This is a genomic window from Chitinophaga niastensis (assembly GCF_003014755.1).
In the GTDB taxonomy this organism is placed as follows: domain Bacteria; phylum Bacteroidota; class Bacteroidia; order Chitinophagales; family Chitinophagaceae; genus Chitinophaga; species Chitinophaga niastensis.
Genome location: NZ_PYAW01000010.1, coordinates 87,840 through 105,166, shown reverse-complemented (window position 1 = coordinate 105,166; position 17,327 = coordinate 87,840). Strand labels below are relative to the sequence as shown.

General features: G+C 43.8%; 20 protein-coding genes. 9 read left to right on the top strand and 11 right to left on the bottom strand.

The genetic code is table 11. The annotated features are described in order from the left end of the window. Nucleotides 1–178: 178 nt before the first annotated feature. Nucleotides 179–1,645: an RICIN domain-containing protein gene (locus tag CLV51_RS27540; protein WP_211302138.1), complete on the bottom strand. Its 1,467-nt coding sequence runs from the start codon at nt 1,643–1,645 to the stop codon at nt 179–181. Between the two features lie 573 nt (nt 1,646–2,218). Between CLV51_RS27540 and CLV51_RS27535 the strand changes: the two genes are divergently transcribed. Next, nucleotides 2,219–2,746, top strand: coding sequence for a CHRD domain-containing protein (locus CLV51_RS27535; RefSeq protein WP_106531338.1), 528 nt, complete (start codon nt 2,219–2,221; stop codon nt 2,744–2,746). Between the two features lie 157 nt (nt 2,747–2,903). Further along, on the top strand, nt 2,904–3,404 hold the full coding sequence (locus CLV51_RS27530) for a CHRD domain-containing protein (protein ID WP_106531337.1): 501 nt from the start codon (nt 2,904–2,906) through the stop codon (nt 3,402–3,404). Between the two features lie 203 nt (nt 3,405–3,607). On the opposite strand, the gene CLV51_RS27525 is transcribed toward CLV51_RS27530, so the two are convergent. Both CLV51_RS27525 and CLV51_RS27520 read right to left on the bottom strand, forming a co-directional pair. Further along, nucleotides 3,608–4,105, bottom strand: coding sequence for a YMGG-like glycine zipper-containing protein (locus CLV51_RS27525; RefSeq protein ID WP_106531336.1), 498 nt, complete (start codon nt 4,103–4,105; stop codon nt 3,608–3,610). A gap of 59 nt (nt 4,106–4,164) precedes the next feature. After that, on the bottom strand, nt 4,165–4,266 hold the full coding sequence (locus CLV51_RS27520; RefSeq protein WP_106531335.1) for an AraC family transcriptional regulator: 102 nt from the start codon (nt 4,264–4,266) through the stop codon (nt 4,165–4,167). On the opposite strand from CLV51_RS27520, the gene CLV51_RS27515 reads away from it, so the two are divergent. The 4 genes from CLV51_RS27515 to CLV51_RS27505 all read left to right on the top strand — a co-directional run bounded on the left by CLV51_RS27515 (nt 4,243) and on the right by CLV51_RS27505 (nt 6,719). Further along, on the top strand, nt 4,243–4,845 hold the full coding sequence (locus tag CLV51_RS27515) for an MFS transporter (protein ID WP_106531334.1): 603 nt from the start codon (nt 4,243–4,245) through the stop codon (nt 4,843–4,845). The two genes, CLV51_RS27520 and CLV51_RS27515, sit on opposite strands and share 24 nt — an antisense overlap. Nucleotides 4,846–4,859: 14 nt before the next feature. After that, nucleotides 4,860–5,024, top strand: a complete 165-nt coding sequence (locus CLV51_RS28970; RefSeq protein ID WP_158267173.1) for a hypothetical protein — start codon at nt 4,860–4,862, stop codon at nt 5,022–5,024. 76 nt (nt 5,025–5,100) lie between these two features. Next, entirely contained in the window at nt 5,101–6,180 is a 1,080-nt protein-coding gene (locus tag CLV51_RS27510; protein WP_106531333.1) for an AI-2E family transporter, read from the top strand. Nucleotides 6,181–6,236: 56 nt separating this feature from the next. Further along, entirely contained in the window at nt 6,237–6,719 is a 483-nt protein-coding gene (locus CLV51_RS27505; RefSeq protein WP_106531332.1) for a hypothetical protein, read from the top strand. A 42-nt stretch (nt 6,720–6,761) separates the two neighbouring features. On the opposite strand, the gene CLV51_RS27500 is transcribed toward CLV51_RS27505, so the two are convergent. Then, nucleotides 6,762–7,139 (bottom strand): winged helix-turn-helix transcriptional regulator, encoded by a 378-nt coding sequence (locus CLV51_RS27500; protein ID WP_106531331.1) that lies wholly within the window; start codon nt 7,137–7,139, stop codon nt 6,762–6,764. 126 nt (nt 7,140–7,265) lie between these two features. Here CLV51_RS27500 and CLV51_RS27495 point away from each other — a divergent pair, with 126 nt between their 5' ends. Beyond that, nucleotides 7,266–8,276 carry a zinc-dependent alcohol dehydrogenase family protein gene (locus CLV51_RS27495; protein WP_106531330.1) on the top strand — a complete coding sequence of 337 codons (1,011 nt, stop codon included), beginning with the start codon at nt 7,266–7,268 and terminating at the stop codon, nt 8,274–8,276. Nucleotides 8,277–8,289: 13 nt separating this feature from the next. On the opposite strand, the gene CLV51_RS27490 is transcribed toward CLV51_RS27495, so the two are convergent. The 3 genes from CLV51_RS27490 to CLV51_RS27480 form a co-directional block, all read right to left on the bottom strand. After that, nucleotides 8,290–9,159, bottom strand: a complete 870-nt coding sequence (locus tag CLV51_RS27490; protein ID WP_106531329.1) for a universal stress protein — start codon at nt 9,157–9,159, stop codon at nt 8,290–8,292. A 10-nt stretch (nt 9,160–9,169) separates the two neighbouring features. Continuing rightward, complete coding sequence (locus CLV51_RS27485; protein WP_106531328.1) at nt 9,170–10,753, bottom strand: BCCT family transporter; 1,584 nt, start codon at nt 10,751–10,753, stop codon at nt 9,170–9,172. Between the two features lie 109 nt (nt 10,754–10,862). Beyond that, the gene (locus tag CLV51_RS27480) at nt 10,863–13,289 is read right to left on the bottom strand and encodes an ABC transporter permease (protein WP_106531327.1); all 2,427 of its coding nucleotides are present in this window, start codon (nt 13,287–13,289) and stop codon (nt 10,863–10,865) included. Nucleotides 13,290–13,497: 208 nt separating this feature from the next. Here CLV51_RS27480 and CLV51_RS27475 point away from each other — a divergent pair, with 208 nt between their 5' ends. Beyond that, nucleotides 13,498–14,037: a GNAT family N-acetyltransferase gene (locus CLV51_RS27475; RefSeq protein ID WP_106531326.1), complete on the top strand. Its 540-nt coding sequence runs from the start codon at nt 13,498–13,500 to the stop codon at nt 14,035–14,037. Here CLV51_RS27475 and CLV51_RS27470 read toward each other — a convergent pair. Beyond that, nucleotides 14,005–14,415 (bottom strand): hypothetical protein, encoded by a 411-nt coding sequence (locus tag CLV51_RS27470; RefSeq protein WP_146151393.1) that lies wholly within the window; start codon nt 14,413–14,415, stop codon nt 14,005–14,007. The genes CLV51_RS27475 and CLV51_RS27470 overlap by 33 nt on opposite strands. Beyond that, the gene (locus tag CLV51_RS27465) at nt 14,388–15,230 is read right to left on the bottom strand and encodes a DUF899 domain-containing protein (protein ID WP_245898978.1); all 843 of its coding nucleotides are present in this window, start codon (nt 15,228–15,230) and stop codon (nt 14,388–14,390) included. The genes CLV51_RS27470 and CLV51_RS27465 overlap by 28 nt, the downstream gene beginning before the upstream one ends. Nucleotides 15,231–15,370: 140 nt before the next feature. On the opposite strand from CLV51_RS27465, the gene CLV51_RS27460 reads away from it, so the two are divergent. Next, complete coding sequence (locus CLV51_RS27460) at nt 15,371–16,354, top strand: GlxA family transcriptional regulator (protein WP_106531324.1); 984 nt, start codon at nt 15,371–15,373, stop codon at nt 16,352–16,354. Nucleotides 16,355–16,366: 12 nt separating this feature from the next. On the opposite strand, the gene CLV51_RS27455 is transcribed toward CLV51_RS27460, so the two are convergent. Both CLV51_RS27455 and CLV51_RS27450 read right to left on the bottom strand, forming a co-directional pair. Then, nucleotides 16,367–16,861 (bottom strand): PH domain-containing protein, encoded by a 495-nt coding sequence (locus tag CLV51_RS27455; protein WP_106531323.1) that lies wholly within the window; start codon nt 16,859–16,861, stop codon nt 16,367–16,369. A gap of 209 nt (nt 16,862–17,070) precedes the next feature. Beyond that, nucleotides 17,071–17,274, bottom strand: coding sequence for a hypothetical protein (locus CLV51_RS27450; protein ID WP_106531322.1), 204 nt, complete (start codon nt 17,272–17,274; stop codon nt 17,071–17,073). Nucleotides 17,275–17,327 lie beyond the last annotated feature (53 nt).

Here is a 17,327-nt window from a genome sequence, read left to right as displayed (position 1 = left end):
GTTGGCTATTCAAATATATCGAAATTTATTTTTGATATAGTATCATTGCCGGAAATTATTAATATTAAATGATGAGTGGATTGTTATACCGGAAGATTTAAAAAAAAATAGACAGCAGCAAACTGATCTTTTGGATTAGTCCTCTGCTGTCTTTTCTGTGAAAGTTATTCCAGCCAACTTATTGCATCACAAACTTAAATTTTTGCGCATTGGACCCGTTGCTGCCCCATATCTCCACTTTAGTACCGTTAGCAGTATTGTTGCTGTATATATCGAGTGATGATGAGGTAGCACATGCAGGCGTAAGATTGTAATAACCGCCGCCAACACTGGTGATGTTCCATTGCTGTGCGCTGCTGCCGCTGTAAGTTAAAATATCTATCTGTGTGCCATCTGCTGATCCGCCGCCGCTTACGTCCAGGGCTTTGGAGGGCGCATTTAATGGTTGTACTTTATAATACCCGTTACCTATGCTGGTTACTACCCATTCCTGATTGGTGCTGGTAGGCGAGTTATTGCTCCATAGTTCTACTTTGGTGCCGTCGGTTGTTCCACCTCCCGTTACATCCAGCACGCTGCTATTATTGGTGGCAGATACGATCTTATACGTGGCCCCCGATACAATGCCGGTGCTGGGATTACTACCATCAAAATAAAAATCGATCTCACCGTTGGAGGTGCTGTTACTTACTATCACTGTATTATTGCCGGATGGTGTAGTTATAGCACCGCCGGAAACAGACCAGTTAAAGGTGGCTGGTGGCGTGCCTGAACGTACAGTAAGATTAATATTGTTCATGGCGGTGTACAGATTTTTGGGCCATTGCGTTACAATGTTCGTATATGCTTCCCAGCATTCTATTACGCCAGTAGCTTCTGTAGGCCGGGTTACGGTAACATCCGCTGCCGGATAGCCGGTAAATGATTCTTTGTACACCCAATTAGTTCCGTCGTAGGAAATGTAGGTGATGACGCCTTGCAGTTGTGTACCGGGAGATACATTCACGTATTGACCATGAAAGTAATTACCTCCAAGAAAATACCAGTTGGCAATAGCATAAAAGGCGCCTCCTGCAGTGCCTCCCCACATCAGTACAGGCTGAAGTGCACCACCATCTATCCCATTCCACAAAAAGGTGGTGGCTGTACTGGTAGACTCCTGCGGTACATCAGGGACGATCCATTTGGTTGAAAAAGATTTGATATTGCTTGCCGCGGCCTGTACGGTATAACCAGGATAATTTGTACCGCCTGAAGCAAGGGCGCTACTGTTAACAGCAGTGGTGGAAGCCTTTCTCGCATTAGCTGCTCCGCTGAACCTGGCAGCATAGGCGTAAGGGTTAGTGGCATGCAGGGCTTCTTCAGATAATTGCCCAAAATCCTGCAGCACTTTTCCTGTACTTACCTGTAATTTTTGAAGATGTCCGTTAACGATTTTTACAGTAGCATTATTATCTACTTCAAAAACCCTTGACGACGGAATCATGCCGTAAGGCGTTAATACCATGCTATCGGATTTTACTGTTTGCATAACAGTTTTTGCTGCACTTTCATTGGCAACAGTTTGATCTTTCTTACAGGAGAGCATTACGCTGGCTAATCCCATAGTGGTGGCAGCCAACCTGGTAAAGTTGTTTTTTTTCATTGTTTTTGATTTTTGGATAGAGAAATTATTATAGATAGTTAATGGTGCTGAGGTAAGTGGTTTTCAATCATTCGTCTTTGGGTTTATTGTTTTAGGATAATTCAATATTCATTACTGATGAAGACAGCAATGCGCATTCAATCTGGTTTGATATGGTTCGGATAGATTATGTACAGTCAACAAGCATCCTTTGTGCCCGTAGACATGTTAGCTGTTTTCAATAACTGAGATCGTGAATGTTGGTTTTTACAATATTTTATGGTTGAATGATTTCATTGTTTGCTCACTGATTTGGGTTGGCGGCTCTATTCCTTTATGGAATGCTGTATCAAAATACTACCTGTTGTGTTTATTAAGATGTTGGGTCATCTTATACTATACAAGTATAATATAAATATTGGGAATAAACAAACCCGGTATCTGGAAATATCGGGATACGAGACTGGTAATATTCCATTCATACGATACTATGATATTGATTTAAGTCATTGAACTTAAACCCTTTTTAGTTAAATTTGCTAATAATAAGCAACGATGAAATGTAGTTATACGTAAACACTAAAAACAACTGTTATGGATACTACATCTTTTTTCCGTCTTTACAGAAAACAGTTGCTGGCGTACAGTTTTGTGGTTACAGCTGCATGGCTGGCCTCTTGTGGTAAAGGTAACGGGTATGGTGGCGGTACTACTCCACCTCCCACTACTTATATGCTTAGCGCTTCTCTGAATGGCGGGCAGGAAACACCTTCCAATGCGACTACCGGTACCGGTACGCTTTCAGGTACTTACGACCCCTCTACATATAAAATCACTTACATGCTTTCATGGACTGGTATTAGTGGTGCGCCTACTGGCATGCACTTTCATGAACCAGCGCTGGCAGGAGCAAGTGCCCCTGTTGTGATTGGTATTACCGGCTTTTCCGTCGCTACTTATCGCAGCGTTTCAGGTAGTGCCGTAGCAACCCAGGCGCAGGGCGACGACCTGTTAGCTGGAAAATGGTATGTAAATATTCATACCAGCGCATATCCTAATGGAGAAATAAGAGGGCAAATTAAACCGGATAAGGTAATGACATATCATAATCCGGGATACTAAGTAATCCCGGTAGCACCCGGTTTATAAGGAAGAGTCTGACCTGAATCAGGGAATAAAGAAAAGGGTTTAAGTCATGCACTTAAACCCTTATTTGTTAATTAGCTATTTAAAAGCAACGATTAAAGGTAATTATACGTAAATACTAAAAACAACTGTTATGGATACTATATCTTTTTTCCGTCTTTACAGGAAACAGTTGCTGGCTTACAGTTTCGTGGTTATAGCTGCATGGCTGGCCTCTTGTGGTAAAAGTAACGGGTACGGTGGCGGTACTACTCCACCTCCCACTACTTATACACTTAGCGCTTCCCTGAATGGCGGGCAGGAAACACCTCCCAATGCTGCTACCGGTACCGGTACGCTTTCAGGTACTTACGACCCCTCCACATATAAAATCACTTATTCGCTTTCATGGACAGGTATTACTGGTGCGGCTACCGGCATGCACTTCCATGAACCAGCGCTGGCAGGATCAAGTGCCCCTGTTGTGATTGGTATTACCGGCTTTTCTTCCGCTACTTATGGCAGCGTTTCAGGTAGTGCCGTAGCAACCCAGGCGCAGGGTGCCGACCTGTTAGCAGGAAAATGGTATGTAAATATTCATACCAGCGCATATCCCAATGGAGAAATAAGAGGACAGATAATGGCCACAAAATGAATGTAGGAACGGAAACTGAATGAAGCAACAAATCCTGCGTTTAACATGTGAGATTTGTTGCTTGTTGTGTGATGTATTTTACCTCGCTTTTCGATTTCCCCCTGCGTTTTTAATGCCAGTAGGCTACGGATGAAAAATAACAAATAATAAAGGCGCCTTCCGGTCAGGAAGGCGCCTTTATTATTTGTTATTCGTAAACTGTATTATTGATTATTAAGCGCTCTTTTTTTCTTTTCATAGTCCACAATAGCACCTGTACCGGCACCTACACCTGCGCCTATCAGGGTTCCGATAGCAGCACCTTTCAAGTGATCTCTATTGATGAGGGCTCCTGTAATGGCACCTGCGCCGGCGCCTACTACAGCTCCTTTAGCAGTATGGCTCCATCCTTTTTTCTTTTTAACAACCGGGGTGGGAGCGGGGGTCGAAGCTACCGTATTGTTATTGGCCTCGTTAGCTGCCGGTGCTGTAGAATATCCGTTCTCATTATTGCTAACACCGGGTGCGTACCTTTCATGCCCTCTTTTTACTGCTCTCATGGAGTCAATTACCTTTTCCCTGGTAGCACTGATGGCACTCACATTGTTCATTGAATCAATTGTCTCTTTTCTGGCTTCTTCTATAGCAGTACCTGTATCAGCATTACTTTTACAGGAAAAGAGAACTACTGCTGTGGCTAAGGCTACAAATACTTGTTTCATGGCTTTAAATTTAAAAATATGGTGTTTATACCTGCACCTACCTAAAATTGTGCCATTTATTATTTTAACGCCTTTTTATTCGCCTTCCGGTAGGCCCCTGGCGTAATTCCGCGGTATTTTTTAAATATCCGGGAGAGATGGCTTTCATCTGTAAAATTCATCTCACTATTGTGTTGGCGATTTTGTTGCTACCGGAAAACAGGATGACCCGGCAACCCAAATTAGATATACCGGGTATGCTGTTGATATCGCTGGTGCTGTTTTTATTTATTTATCCATTGATCAAAGGGCGGGAAGCTGGTTGGCCGGCATGGATATTTGTTTGTATGGGCGCTGCTATACCCGCTTTGATCGTTTTTATTAATGTGGAAAACAGAACGGTTGCACTTGGAAAAGATCCGTTGATAGATCTGCGCCTGTTTCATGATAAACATTTTGTTACCGGTCTTATTATTATCTTTTTGTTCAATGCAACGGCTGCATTTTTTATGATCTATCCTATTTATTTACAAAACGGACTTCATTGGAATGTACTTTCCACAGGAATGGCTGTGCTGCCCTATGCTATCGGATTTTTCACGGGGCCCTTTGCCAGTCCGGTGATGGCCCGTAAGCTGGGAGCCGCTGTGGTATTGCTGGCATTGGGACTATTGGCAATTGGTTTTGGCATAGCTATTTGTGCTACGATGACCTGGCCACCTGGTTACCGGGTGTTTTCGGAACAAAACCGGATTTTATAGCCACTACAGATCAGATGGTAGTGAGATATGCTGTCTCCGGATTAGCTTTGATCACTTACCGCGAAACGCAGCAAACAACCGCCACCACTACAGTGAGAGTGTCCAGTGCTTTATTTATTGCTTGTGCAGATGGAACAGTATTATGGCGGCATTTACAGGAAACATGGGGTGAGCGCTAAACTAAATGAGGAATCTTCCTGTTCAGATATTATATTTATAAGATCAGTTCATTCCCTATTTATTAAATAACATGGTATGAATACTCGTTTCAGGCCTGCTTCAAGGAATATCATCGAAACTATTCTTGTTTTACTGTTACTGCTGGCTTTATTACTGGCACTCTATGATGTATTAAAAATTTTCTTTGGGGTATTAACCTTTGCGCTTATTTTTTCTGTTTCATTTCATCAGCTGTTTGAACGTTTTGCGGGCTTCATGCGTGGGCGCAGGAAGCTGGCTGCGGTCATTTATGCAATTGCCCTGACAGCGGTTATTGCATTGCCATTAACGTATATTATCTCCACGCTGAGCACACATGTAAGGGGAGCGGTAGAATGGATAAGTGTGGCCAGTACAGAGGGGTTACCAGCCTTACCGGCATGGATAACAAACATTCCTTTTGTAGGCAGTGAAATAGTTATTTTCTGGCAACACCTGAAAGAGAGCCCGAAGGAGACGATCAGTGTATATGAGCCGCAGATCAGAATGGTATTACATCATATGATCAACAGCGGCGCCGGTATCATTGGTGTAGCGTTTCAGCTGGTGATCGGCATCGTTATCTCTGCTTTTTTACTGGTAAGTGGTGACAAGGCGGTACAGCCACTTCGGTCTACCATTCAGCATTTGCTGGGGCGTAAAGATGGCTCTGCCTTGCTCAGCGCTACCACACAGGCGGTGAAAGGGGTGGCTATCGGCGTAATGGGTACAGCTTTTATTGCTGCCATCATTGCCTGGGTCGGACTAACCATTGCAGGTATTCCTTTTGCACTGGGGTTATCTGCACTTATATTTTTCCTGGTAGTTATTCAGATAGGACCTTTGGTGGTATGGATACCATTAACCATCTGGATGGCCATGCAGGGGCATACGGGCATGACTGTTTTCCTGATCATCTATGGCATATTGATGGTAGCGGGAGAAGCTGTACTGAAACCACTGCTGATTGCTAAAAGCGGGAAACTCCCTTTCCTGGTGCTTTTCCTGGGTGTAATTGGTGGCCTGGCTGCATGGGGCTTTGCGGGAATGTTTAAAGGAGCCATCATCGTAGCCGTATTTTACACTGTTTTTAATTCCTGGTTAGAAAAGAAAGATGTAGCCTCACCCGCTGAATAGCTGGAATACATAGTAACTTCGCGCTTAGCATCACAACAAATACGGACCTGATATTCATGAAAGCTGCCTCTATTAGCGAAATAAAAAAAGAATTAAATAGTATCCCACCTGCGGAGTTAGCCGCTTTATGTATACGTTTAGCCAAATATAAGGTTGATAATAAAGAACTACTGAACTACCTGCTTTTTGAAGCGCATGATGAACAAAGATATATTGAATCCGTGAAGAGCGAGATAGATAAAGGATTTGCGGATATCGGGAGTGATAAATTATATAATGCAAAAAAGCGTTTGCGTAAAATTCTAAGAATAACCAATAAGCATATCCGTTATACCAGCTCCAAACAGGTGGAGGCTGAACTGCTCATTTATTTTTGTACCAAAATGAAAGATGCAGGGTTACTGTCTACCTACAGTATACAACTCCACAACTTATATGAGCAGCAACTCAAAAAAATCACAAAAGTGATCGCAGTACAGCATGAGGATCTGCAATACGATTATCAGCGGCAATTGGATCGCTTACTACCTGCAAAATAAGGCTGAGCAGCGCTCCTATGGAAAGTTTGAAGGCAGAGCAGATCAATTTGCTTCCGCTACCTTTTCTGTTAACAGTGCTGTTCTGTCGGCCTTACCCCATTGCCATAACTGGTTAAATACTGTTCTGAGAGATTCCCCTCTATCGGTAAGTTTATACTCCACTTTGAGCTGCACTTCCTCATACGCCGTGCGATGAATTAACCCCCGCAGCTCCAGTTCTTTTAATTCGGCTGTCAGCATCCGTTCTGTGATAATAGTAATGACTTTTTTTAATTCGCTGTAGCGGGAAACACCGGAGAACAGCTGATGCAGGATCATGGGCTTCCAGCGGCCTTCAATAAGTGATAAGGTATATGAAATAGGACAGCTGGCAATAATCTTTTGCCTGTTCTCCTGGTTGGTAGATTGTAACTTTTTCATGATGAACTATTTATACAACTGCTGCGCACGAACAATTATGTTCGTTATTGTAAAAGTAAAGATCCCGGCGCACATTTGCATTAAACATTGACATCTGAAACAGGATGGAAAACAAAAACAATTTTTATGAAAAGCTACCATGTTAATTTAGGCGCAGGACTCTCCGGACTTACATTAAAAGAACATAACGAACCAACACCCGGTCTTAATGAAGTAGTGATAAAGATAAAAGCCAGTTCACTGAACTACCGGGAAATAATGATATTAAGGGGTTTTTATCCGTTGCCTGTCCGGCCGGATGTAGTGCCCTTGTGCGATGGCGCTGGTGAAGTGGTTGCAATAGGCGCAGCGGTAACCCGTGTTAAGGTTGGCGACAGGGTAGCAGGGCAGGTTTTTCCTGAATGGCAGGATGGTCCTTTCGCCTGGGAAAATGCAGCACAGCTGGGCGGTTCATTGAATGGTATGCTGACGGAACTGGCCGTGCTACATGAAAATGCAGTGGTACATATACCCGCACATCTTTCATATGTAGCGGCTGCCTCCTTACCTTGTGCTGGTCTTACCGCCTGGAATGCACTCACCGGCGGACGCGGACTGGTTGCAGGTCAAACGGTACTCACGCTTGGTTCCGGCGGCGTTTCATTGTTCGCCGTGCAGCTGGCTAAATTAGCCGGGGCACGTGTAATAGCCACTACTTCCAGCGAAGAAAAAGGCGCGCGGCTCAAAGCACTGGGTGCCGATGAAATCATCAACTATGCTGAAAATACCGACTGGCACCTGCAGGTACGTGAACTAACCAACGGTAAAGGTGTGGATCATGTAGTGGAAGTAGGCGGCGCCGGCACCATGGAAAAATCGATCCGGTCAACTGCTATTGAAGGAGAAGTAGCGATGATTGGCGGCGTAGCCAACGATTCCTCACTGCTCAACGTAAACCTGATCACTTATGGTATGACTAACATGCGGCCTATTGCTATTGGCAGCAAAGCGCAGTTCGTTGCTATGAATAAAGCGATTGCAGTAAATGGTATGCAGCCGGTGATTGATCAGGTGTTTCATTTTAGTGAGGCAGCAGAAGCATTCCGGTATTATATGGAAGGGAAATATTTTGGGAAAGTGGTGATCAGTCATGAATAATTTCCTTATCACCTCATTTCACCAGCAACAAACACACTTCCGTTTCCCGTTGTACCATTTCATTGGCAACACTTCCCATAAACAGATTGGTGAGTGAGGCAGTACCCTTTACGCCCAGGATAATGACATCGGCATGTACATTTATAGCATATTGCAATAGGGTGGCAGCGATACTTTTTTCATGCGCATGTATCAGCTGTAGCGAGCCATGGCCGGGAAACAAGGCCCTCCATTTTTTGAGGTTGTCTGCATCTTCTTTTTTCAGTGAGGCAGCTACTTCTTCATCAGATAAGATAGGGAAGAAGTGATAGCTCATCTTTGATACATAAACAGGGGTCAGTCGCAAAATAGTGCCATGGGGAGCAAATGCATTGATTTGCTGTCCCCATTGAAGTATCGACTGGGTATGCCTGGAAAAATCTATTGCCTGCAGGATATGTGAGGGCATACTCCTGCAGGTTTCGGGTACCAATAGCACTGCTGCAGGCAGCATCCGTATAAGCTGCTGATTTAAGCCGCCGCTGCCTTCCAGATCTTGTTTGTTTCCCAGCAGTACGAGTTCACTACCAGTCTTTTTTAAGACAGCAGTAAAGGCGAGTTCAGAAAATTCTTCTGCTGTGACGATTACTGTGAAACTACCGGATGGGGTATAAGTAGCAGTGATGAGTTGGTTTAATTTTTTTTCAATGCTACCGGCAATTTTGAGCAATTGTACTGGTGCTTTCAGCTCCTGCGGAAGTTCGCTTAGCTTAATATTGTGGAGGAAGGTAATATGCGCAGGTGGCAGCCACTGTTCCAGTAGCCGGATATAGTTAATCAGTATTGCGTCCATGTCAGAAAGATCAAGACCTGCCAGTAAGTTTAGTTTGGGTGCGGTATTCATGGCAGCAGCTTTATGTGTTGGGGTTGTTTTGTTCTTCTATCAGGTCTGCAATAATATTGCGATAACTTTTTTCCTGTTTCTGCCGCCGCTTTTTATTCATGCCGGAAAGTTCTTCCTGCATGCCTTGCCGCAGGCTATAGCACATCAGTAAAATAATAATGGCAAATGGAAATCCGGCAATGATCACGGCTGTTTGCAATGCCTGCAATCCGCCGCCCAACAGCAATACGATGGCAATGATCCCTTGCAGGAAAGCCCAGAATATTCTTTGCAGTGCTGGTGTTTTAGGAGCGCCGCCGGAGGTGATATTGTCAATTACCAGTGAGCCTGAATCGGAGGAGGTGATGAAGAAAAAGGACACCAGCACTACTGCCAAAAGCGAGAGAAAGAAGGTGAAAGGTATCTTTTGCAGGAATACGAAAAGCGCGGTGGAAATATTTTCTTTTACAGCACTAATCATGGTATTATCTCCATGTAATATAAATGACAGGGCGGTGCTGCCAAAGATGGTCATCCAGAGGAAAGTGAGTAATGCCGGTACTATCAGCACGCCCAGTACAAATTCTTTCACAGTCCGGCCTTTGGATATTCTGGCAATGAAGCTGCCTACAAAGGGCGACCATGCAATCCACCAGGCCCAGTAAAATACCGTCCAGCTGTTTTGCCAGCCGGATTGCCGGTAACTATCATTCCAGGTGCTTATCTGGATAAAATCGGCCAGGTAGGAACCGGTATTCTGGATAAAACTTTTAAGCAGATAAATGCTGGGGCCAAAGATAAAAATGAACAACATTAATGCCAGTGCCATCATCATATTGGCATTGCTCAGGATCTTTACGCCTTTATCGAGGCCTGAAAAGACAGAAATGGTGGCGATGGAAGTAACTGCCAGTATGAGTACTGATTGCAGCCCCACTGAAACAGGCCAGCCAAAAAGAAAATTCATCCCTGCATTCATCTGTTGTACACCCAGTCCTAATGAGGTAGATAGCCCAAACAGGGTAGCCATGACCGATAGGATGTCGATGCTATGTCCCCACCATCCATGAATTTTTTCGCCCAGGAAAGGATAAAATAAAGAACGGAAAGTAAGGGGTAATTTTTTATTGAAAGAGAAGAATGCCAGCGCCAGTCCTACCAGTGCATAAATTCCCCAGGCGTGCAGGCCCCAGTGTAAGAAGGTGAAGTCCATAGCTTGTCGTGCTGCTTCTATGGGGTTGCCTACGGGTTTTGGTGGTTTGGCAAAATGTGATACCGGTTCGGCAATGCTGAAGAACATAATGCCTATACCCATGCCGGCACTGAATAACATGGCAAACCACGACATCGTACTGAATTCGGGTTCGGCATTTTCGCCGCCAAGGCGTATGTGACCAAACTTGCCGAATGCCATCGACAAACAAAAGATCAGCACAAAATTAACGGTGAGAATAAAGAACCAGCCCAGGTTTTCTGTTATCAGGTATTGTGTGTGTGCAAACCATTCGTTGGCCGATTCACGAAACAGCAGGCAAAGCAGCAGGCTTACAAATACCAGCAGACAGGAGGTGTAGCAGACAGGTCTATTGATGATGAATGCATTCTTTTTAAGCATTGCGAAATAATTACAGCGACCATGTTTATCCCAATGATGAAGGATACACATGATCGCGTTAGTTATCTCATTAAACGTGCGGTGTAATCATTTTGTTCAGGAACGATGTTTATTCCGACCGGAGGCTCTTCACGGGATTCGCCAGGGCAGCATTTACCGCCTGAAAACTTATAGTGCAGATGGAAATGAAAATGGCCAGCATGCCCGCTGCGGCAAACATCCACCAGCTCACCTCAATCCTGTAAACGTACGCCTGTAACCATTGATTCATGGCCCACCAGGCAATAGGAATAGCTATCACGATGGCAATAAATACTAATTTCAGAAAGTCTTTAGACAATAACTGAACAATACCCGATACACTGGACCCCAGTGCCTTGCGGATGCCTATTTCCTTCCTTCTTTGCTCTGCACTGAAAGCAGCCAGCCCAAATAATCCCAGGCATGAAATGATGATGGCCATCAGCGTAAATGAATTGATGATACGCGACAACGTGATTTCCGTTTCATATTGTTTTTGTACTTCATCATCCATAAATTTATATTCAAAGGGTACATCCGGGAGACGGCTTTGCCAGATACGGCCTATTTTTCCCAGGAGCTCCCTGTAATTTTTACTGCCGGTATTTACTATCACATGGGAAAAATCCGATGGGTCTGTATCGTACATCAGCATAAAAGGTCTTACATTTTCATGCAGCGAGTTGTAATTAAAATCCTTCATAACACCGGCTATTACGATGCTGAAAGGAGGGCCTATATTGCTGGGCTGCGCAAATAACCGGATACCTTCTGCTGTTGCCGGGTCGATGCCCAGCTGTTTTGCCAGCGTTTCATTGATCAGTATACCGGTAGAATCCTGTTGCCGGAAATCCCGGCCACTAACCAGTTTGATGCCGGTAGCTTTTGCAAAGTATTCATCCGTCAGCATATATTGTGCATCCTTGAAGTTGGCTGCATTGCCGCCTGCGAGGTAAACGTCGATATCATTATACACAAACTGGCTGGGGTAATTATTGGCCCTGCCAACAGCTTTTATTTCCGGTAATTGCCGCAGATCATTAACAAAAGCAGCCATTTTACTTTTGGCATCGTTGGTATGAAAACTAAAAACGAGTTGCTGCTCTTTTTCAAATCCGAGATCCTTATTCTTAATATAATTCAACTGGCTATAGATAACGATAATGCCGGAGATGAGCACGATGGATAATACAAACTGAAATACAACCAGCGAACGGCGGATACCCGCGGCTGAAATATGATTGGTAAAGTTTCCCCTGATCACTTTAATGGTTCCGAAGGCGGAAAGATAGAAGGCAGGATAGCTGCCGGCCAACAGGCCTGTTGTAATGATCAGCGTGGCCATCACCAGCCAGAGCCGGTAATCAGTAAGGAATGACAGCTGAATATCTGCCTGTGTAATCTGGTTGAGATAAGGTAATGCCAGCAGGAGTAAAGGCAATGCTACCAGTACACCAATCAAAGACAGTAATAAAGATTCTCCCAGGAACTGTTGTATCAGGTCCTTTCTGTCGGCCCCCATTACTTTGCGCATACCTACTTCCTTGGCCCTTTTGGAGGCACGGGCAGTAGACAGGTTCATAAAGTTGATACAGGCAATCAGCTGAATCAAAGCAGCTATCAGCAGCAAAAGATACAGAAAGGAAGGACTCACTGTTTTGCTGAATTCCATCACATAATCTGTGGTGGTATGGATGCTGCTCACCGGTTGGAGGTGCAGTGTTTTTTCCATACCCATGCTTTTAAGTTGCTGCTGTCCGTGGTAACTCAGAAAGGCAGGTAGCTTCTTTTCGAGCGCGGTTACATTGGTGTTGGGATATAGTTTTACATAAGCATAAGCGAAGTTGTTGGTCGCCCATGAGTCGTTGTTACGCACAAAATCACCCAGGCCGCCACTATTCATCGTGAAAAACATATTGGCGTGAATATGCGATTTCCCTAAGCTTTCATCTACCACGCCGGTTACTTTAAAATCGAATATGCCGCTGGCATTATCTACCTTAATTAATTGGCCAACGGGATCAATATTGCCGAAAAGCTTATCGGCAGTAGCTTTTATCAGTACAACGGAATAAGGTGCGGTTAATGCACCGGCAGGGTCGCCATAGATGAAATGATAGGTAAAAATATCAAAGAAGGTAGAATCCACGAACACGGCCTCTTTCTCGTACATCGACTTTTCCTTGTAATGCAGCAGGTGCTGGTTCACGCTTTTGGAAACTACTACGCGGGTAAACTGCTGCACCTCGCTGAAGTCGTTCTTCATGGCCGGTGCAATAGGAGGGGAACCAGCGGCCGAATGACGCTCGTCGCCCCCGTTCTTCACAAAGGAATTGATACGGTAGATATCTGCTGCGTTCTGGTAATGTTTATCGTAGCTGTACTGTTCCTGCACATACAGCAGTATATATAAACAACATAATGTGCCGATAGCCAGGCCAACAATGTTGATGAAACTGAATGTTTTGTTTTTTTTCAGAAAACGGAATGCAGTTTTGAAATAGCTTTTAAACATAGCAGGGGACTTAATTGTATTAAGTTGCCGGCACTAACATAATGCCAGATATCTTAATATTATTAATCAATTGTTTATACCAGCAGTATTTTTTAAACTGTCCGTTTTTGATACAATGACTGACCGGTATTGATCCCGATTAATTCCTGTTGGCATCCATCAAAAGAAAAATTAAATTTGGATAGAATTGAACATAAGCGACATCTGCATGAAAATATTATTTGAAACACCCAGGTTGATTATCCGCACTTTTGCCGCAGTTGATGATGCATTTATTATGAAGTTGCTAAATACCCCATCATGGCTGCAATATATAGGCGACCGCAATATCAGGACCCTCGCAGATGCACAGCGTTACATCATGAATAACCTCCTGCAGCTGTACGTAGAACAAGGCTATGGCGCATGGGTAGTAGTGCTGAAGGAAACAGGTGCGCCCATTGGTATCTGCGGACTCTTTAAAAGAAAGTACCTGGACCAGCCGGATCTGGGGTTTGCTTTTTTACCGGAAGCAGAAGGCAAAGGTTATGCTTATGAAGCCGCTACCGGCACGCTGGTATATACGCAGGAACAACTGGCCTTATCAGGGTTGTTTGCCATTACACAAAGTGATAACTATAGATCTGTGCGACTATTGGAGAAGACCGGATTTAAGTATAAAGATAAGATACAGCCACCGGGAGAGTCCCAGCAGCTGATGTTATTCAGTATTGAGCTACAGAAAATAAATCCAAACAGCCCCCAGTAAAATAATAAATACCATTCCACTCAGGGGTATCTTTTGTTGTACCCCGTTGTTAGCATAGATTATTTTCACGCGACTGGCAGCAAGGTATACCAGTGATCCCACACACAACACCACAAGCCCTGTACGCAAATATCTGGCAGTAGTAACTGACAATCCTATACCGGTTCCTACAGCTACATATGCGGCTAAACAGAAAGGACACTTAGGTAACAATGCGAGGATAATGCCCGGAATTATCACGCGCATAAAGTTAACAAAGCGCTGTCTGAATGAAAGCCGTTGCCCGGATGGCGCGGAGATTGTTTTGCGAACACTGCTGCCCGTAGCAGTGTTGCAGGAACAATGTGTATTCATGAGGCTACCTCCCCGGAACCGCAACAGGCATCCGGTTTATCTTCATGGTATCTGCCGGTTTCATCTACATGGCCTTTGGCTTCATATTTATCGTGATGACGCACCCAGCCCGTCAGGTCGCCGCGTTCACTATGTTCATTACGTCCCAGTGGTGCGATGTCCAGGTAGTTATAGGTAGACAACTGTAATTCGCCACCACGGGCATAAGTAGAGTAAGTATGATAAATGTTTCCGGCTTCATCTTTATAAAATGCACTGAGCCCCTGCAGATCTTCCATCCTGTTATTGTTGATCATTCCATAGTTGTAAAATGTTTCGCCTTTTGCCAGGTCTTCTTTGGAGAAGGATACATGGTAATCGTAGTTAAAATCGCTGCCGTAGGAAGACACGAATTTAAAGTGCCAGTTCATTCTTTTTTTATAGGCGTTCAGTTTGGCGAGCGGTGCTCTTGCCACTACTACGAGTGATACATCATGGTGTTCCAGGTGGGGAAGTGTGCCTTCAATATGATCTGCTGCAAATGAGCAACCTACGCAACCTTGTTCTTCTTCAGGACCATACATAAAATGCTGAATGATTAACTGGCTGCGTCCGCCGAAAAGATCAGACAATGTTTCCCTGCCGTTGGGACCGTCAAATACATAGTTCTTTTCTACTTTTTCCCAGGGTAGTTCCATACGTTGCCGGGTGAGCTCATCCCGCAGCCGGGTATATTCTTTTTCTTTAGCGAGGAATTGTTTGCGGGCGGCCTGCCACTCTTCTGCAGATACTATGCGGTGGTGCTGTTGCGCTGGTTGGGTTACTTCATCTTTAAAACCAGTCATTGCGTTATCACTCATGATTTTTAGTTTTTGATGTCTTACAAATTTCAGCAGGAAAAACGAAAATTATCCTGTGTGTATATGCCTTGTGTAGGGCGTTTTTGTGCCATATTTTTGTCTATATTCGTATTGTATTACACTATACACAAACCACAACGATGAAAATATCTTTGCTTATTTATGAAGATGCGGTGTTATCAGCTGTGTCCAGTGTTATAGACATCCTTTCAGCTACTAATCAGTTTTTGCAGGAGTCGGGCGTAGCGGTTCCTTTTGAGCTGGAGTTAGTAAGTGAGAAAACAAAGAACATACAATTACAGGCACCTGCACAGTTTTTCTGTTATAGAACAATAGACCAGGTTACAGATACAGACCTGATTATTGTGCCGGCATTTTATGGCCATCCGGATACGGTACTACAGAAAAATAAAGTACTGATAGATTGGATCCGCACGATGTACGGCACCGGAACAGAGGTAGCGAGTTTATGCGTTGGCAGCTATTTCCTGGCGGAGGGAGGTCTGTTATCCGGCAAATCATGTACTTCGCATTGGAATTCGTTGGATAATATGCGTCAAAGATATCCTGAAATAGAAATCTTATCTGATATCGTGATGACCGATCAGGATGGGCTGTATACCAGTGGTGGCGCTTTTATCTCGCTGAACCTGGTACTGTACCTGATAGAAAAATTCTGCGGAAGAGAGGCAAGTATCTGGGCCAGCAAAATGTTTTCTATTGACATGGACCGGATGAATCAATCGCATTTTGCCGTATTCCAGGGACAACGTCAGCATGAAGATGAAGAGATTCTAAAAGCACAGGTATATATAGAGAAACATTTCGATCAGCAGATTTCTGTGGAGCAGATTGCGGAACAAACAAACATGAGCAAGCGTAATTTTATCAGGCGGTTCAAAAGCGCTACACAAAATACGCCATTGGAATATCTGCAACGGGTGAAGATAGAATCTGCAAAAAAAGAGTTGGAAAAAAATGCACTCAATATCAGCACACTGATGTATAATGCCGGTTATAACGACCTGAAAACTTTCCGGCAGGTATTTAAACGACTCACCGGTCTTACGCCCCAGGATTACAGGAGAAAGTACTGCAGATCAGCTGCCTTGCTGAGTAATTGATACGAGTCTATGTTACTTATAATGTTTCATCCGCTCCGTTGCATCATTCAGAAATGCAAAGTCTTCTGATGGGCTGATCAGGATCTTTTTATCTTTATATTCAATCAGGATTAACGTTTCCCTGTTGGTACACCACATCTGGTACCGGCCTATCTTATTGGACATAAAAGTGCCATTATACCCAAACAGACCGCCAGACCCGAATAGCCGGATGCTTCCACCTAAATCGACTTGATTGATCATTGATATATTACGTATATCCTTTAATGGTAGAGATAAATTTTTTAAAGGTCTTTTTATAACAATGGCATCTTCTTTTATTTCATAATATAGAGGACTATATCCCCAGCTGAGGAATATGGCAATGATCAATGCCACAGGGCCTATTGTAACGGGTAATCCTTTTGGAAAGGTGTTAAAGGCGATGGCGAATAATATCAGGGTTAAAATGATGACGCCATGGGTGATAATTTTAGTAAGGAAATCATATTTGGCAGCATATCGCATATTATTAAGTTGGTTTAAAGGCCTAAACAATTTACAGTATTATCTGCAAATTCCCATAAGCTTTACCTACTGGATTAGTTGCCTTTGTAGCATGCGTTCATAGGGCAATGGGGGTGTTAAAATACATTTTTGACAGGCTTTGGCTGCTGAAAAGAAGAAAGGGAATTCATACACTGAATTCCCTTTCTTTGTTGGGTTTAAACACTCCGTTACTTTGCTTTTACTTTTTCTGAATGTTTTTTTGAGGCTTCAACTTCATGTTCTTTAGCCTGAGCTGCATGTCCGTGAGCAGCCTGTGCGTGATGTGCGGCTTTTTCATCATTGCCTTCCTGATGGCTCTTGTGCGCTTCGCGATGGGATTTTGAGGCCAGATCATAATGGAAAGCTGCTTTCTCGTGGTGTTCATGTTTCATAAAATAGTGGTTTAATGTTACATCACTGAAGCAAAATCATGCCTTTAAAACAT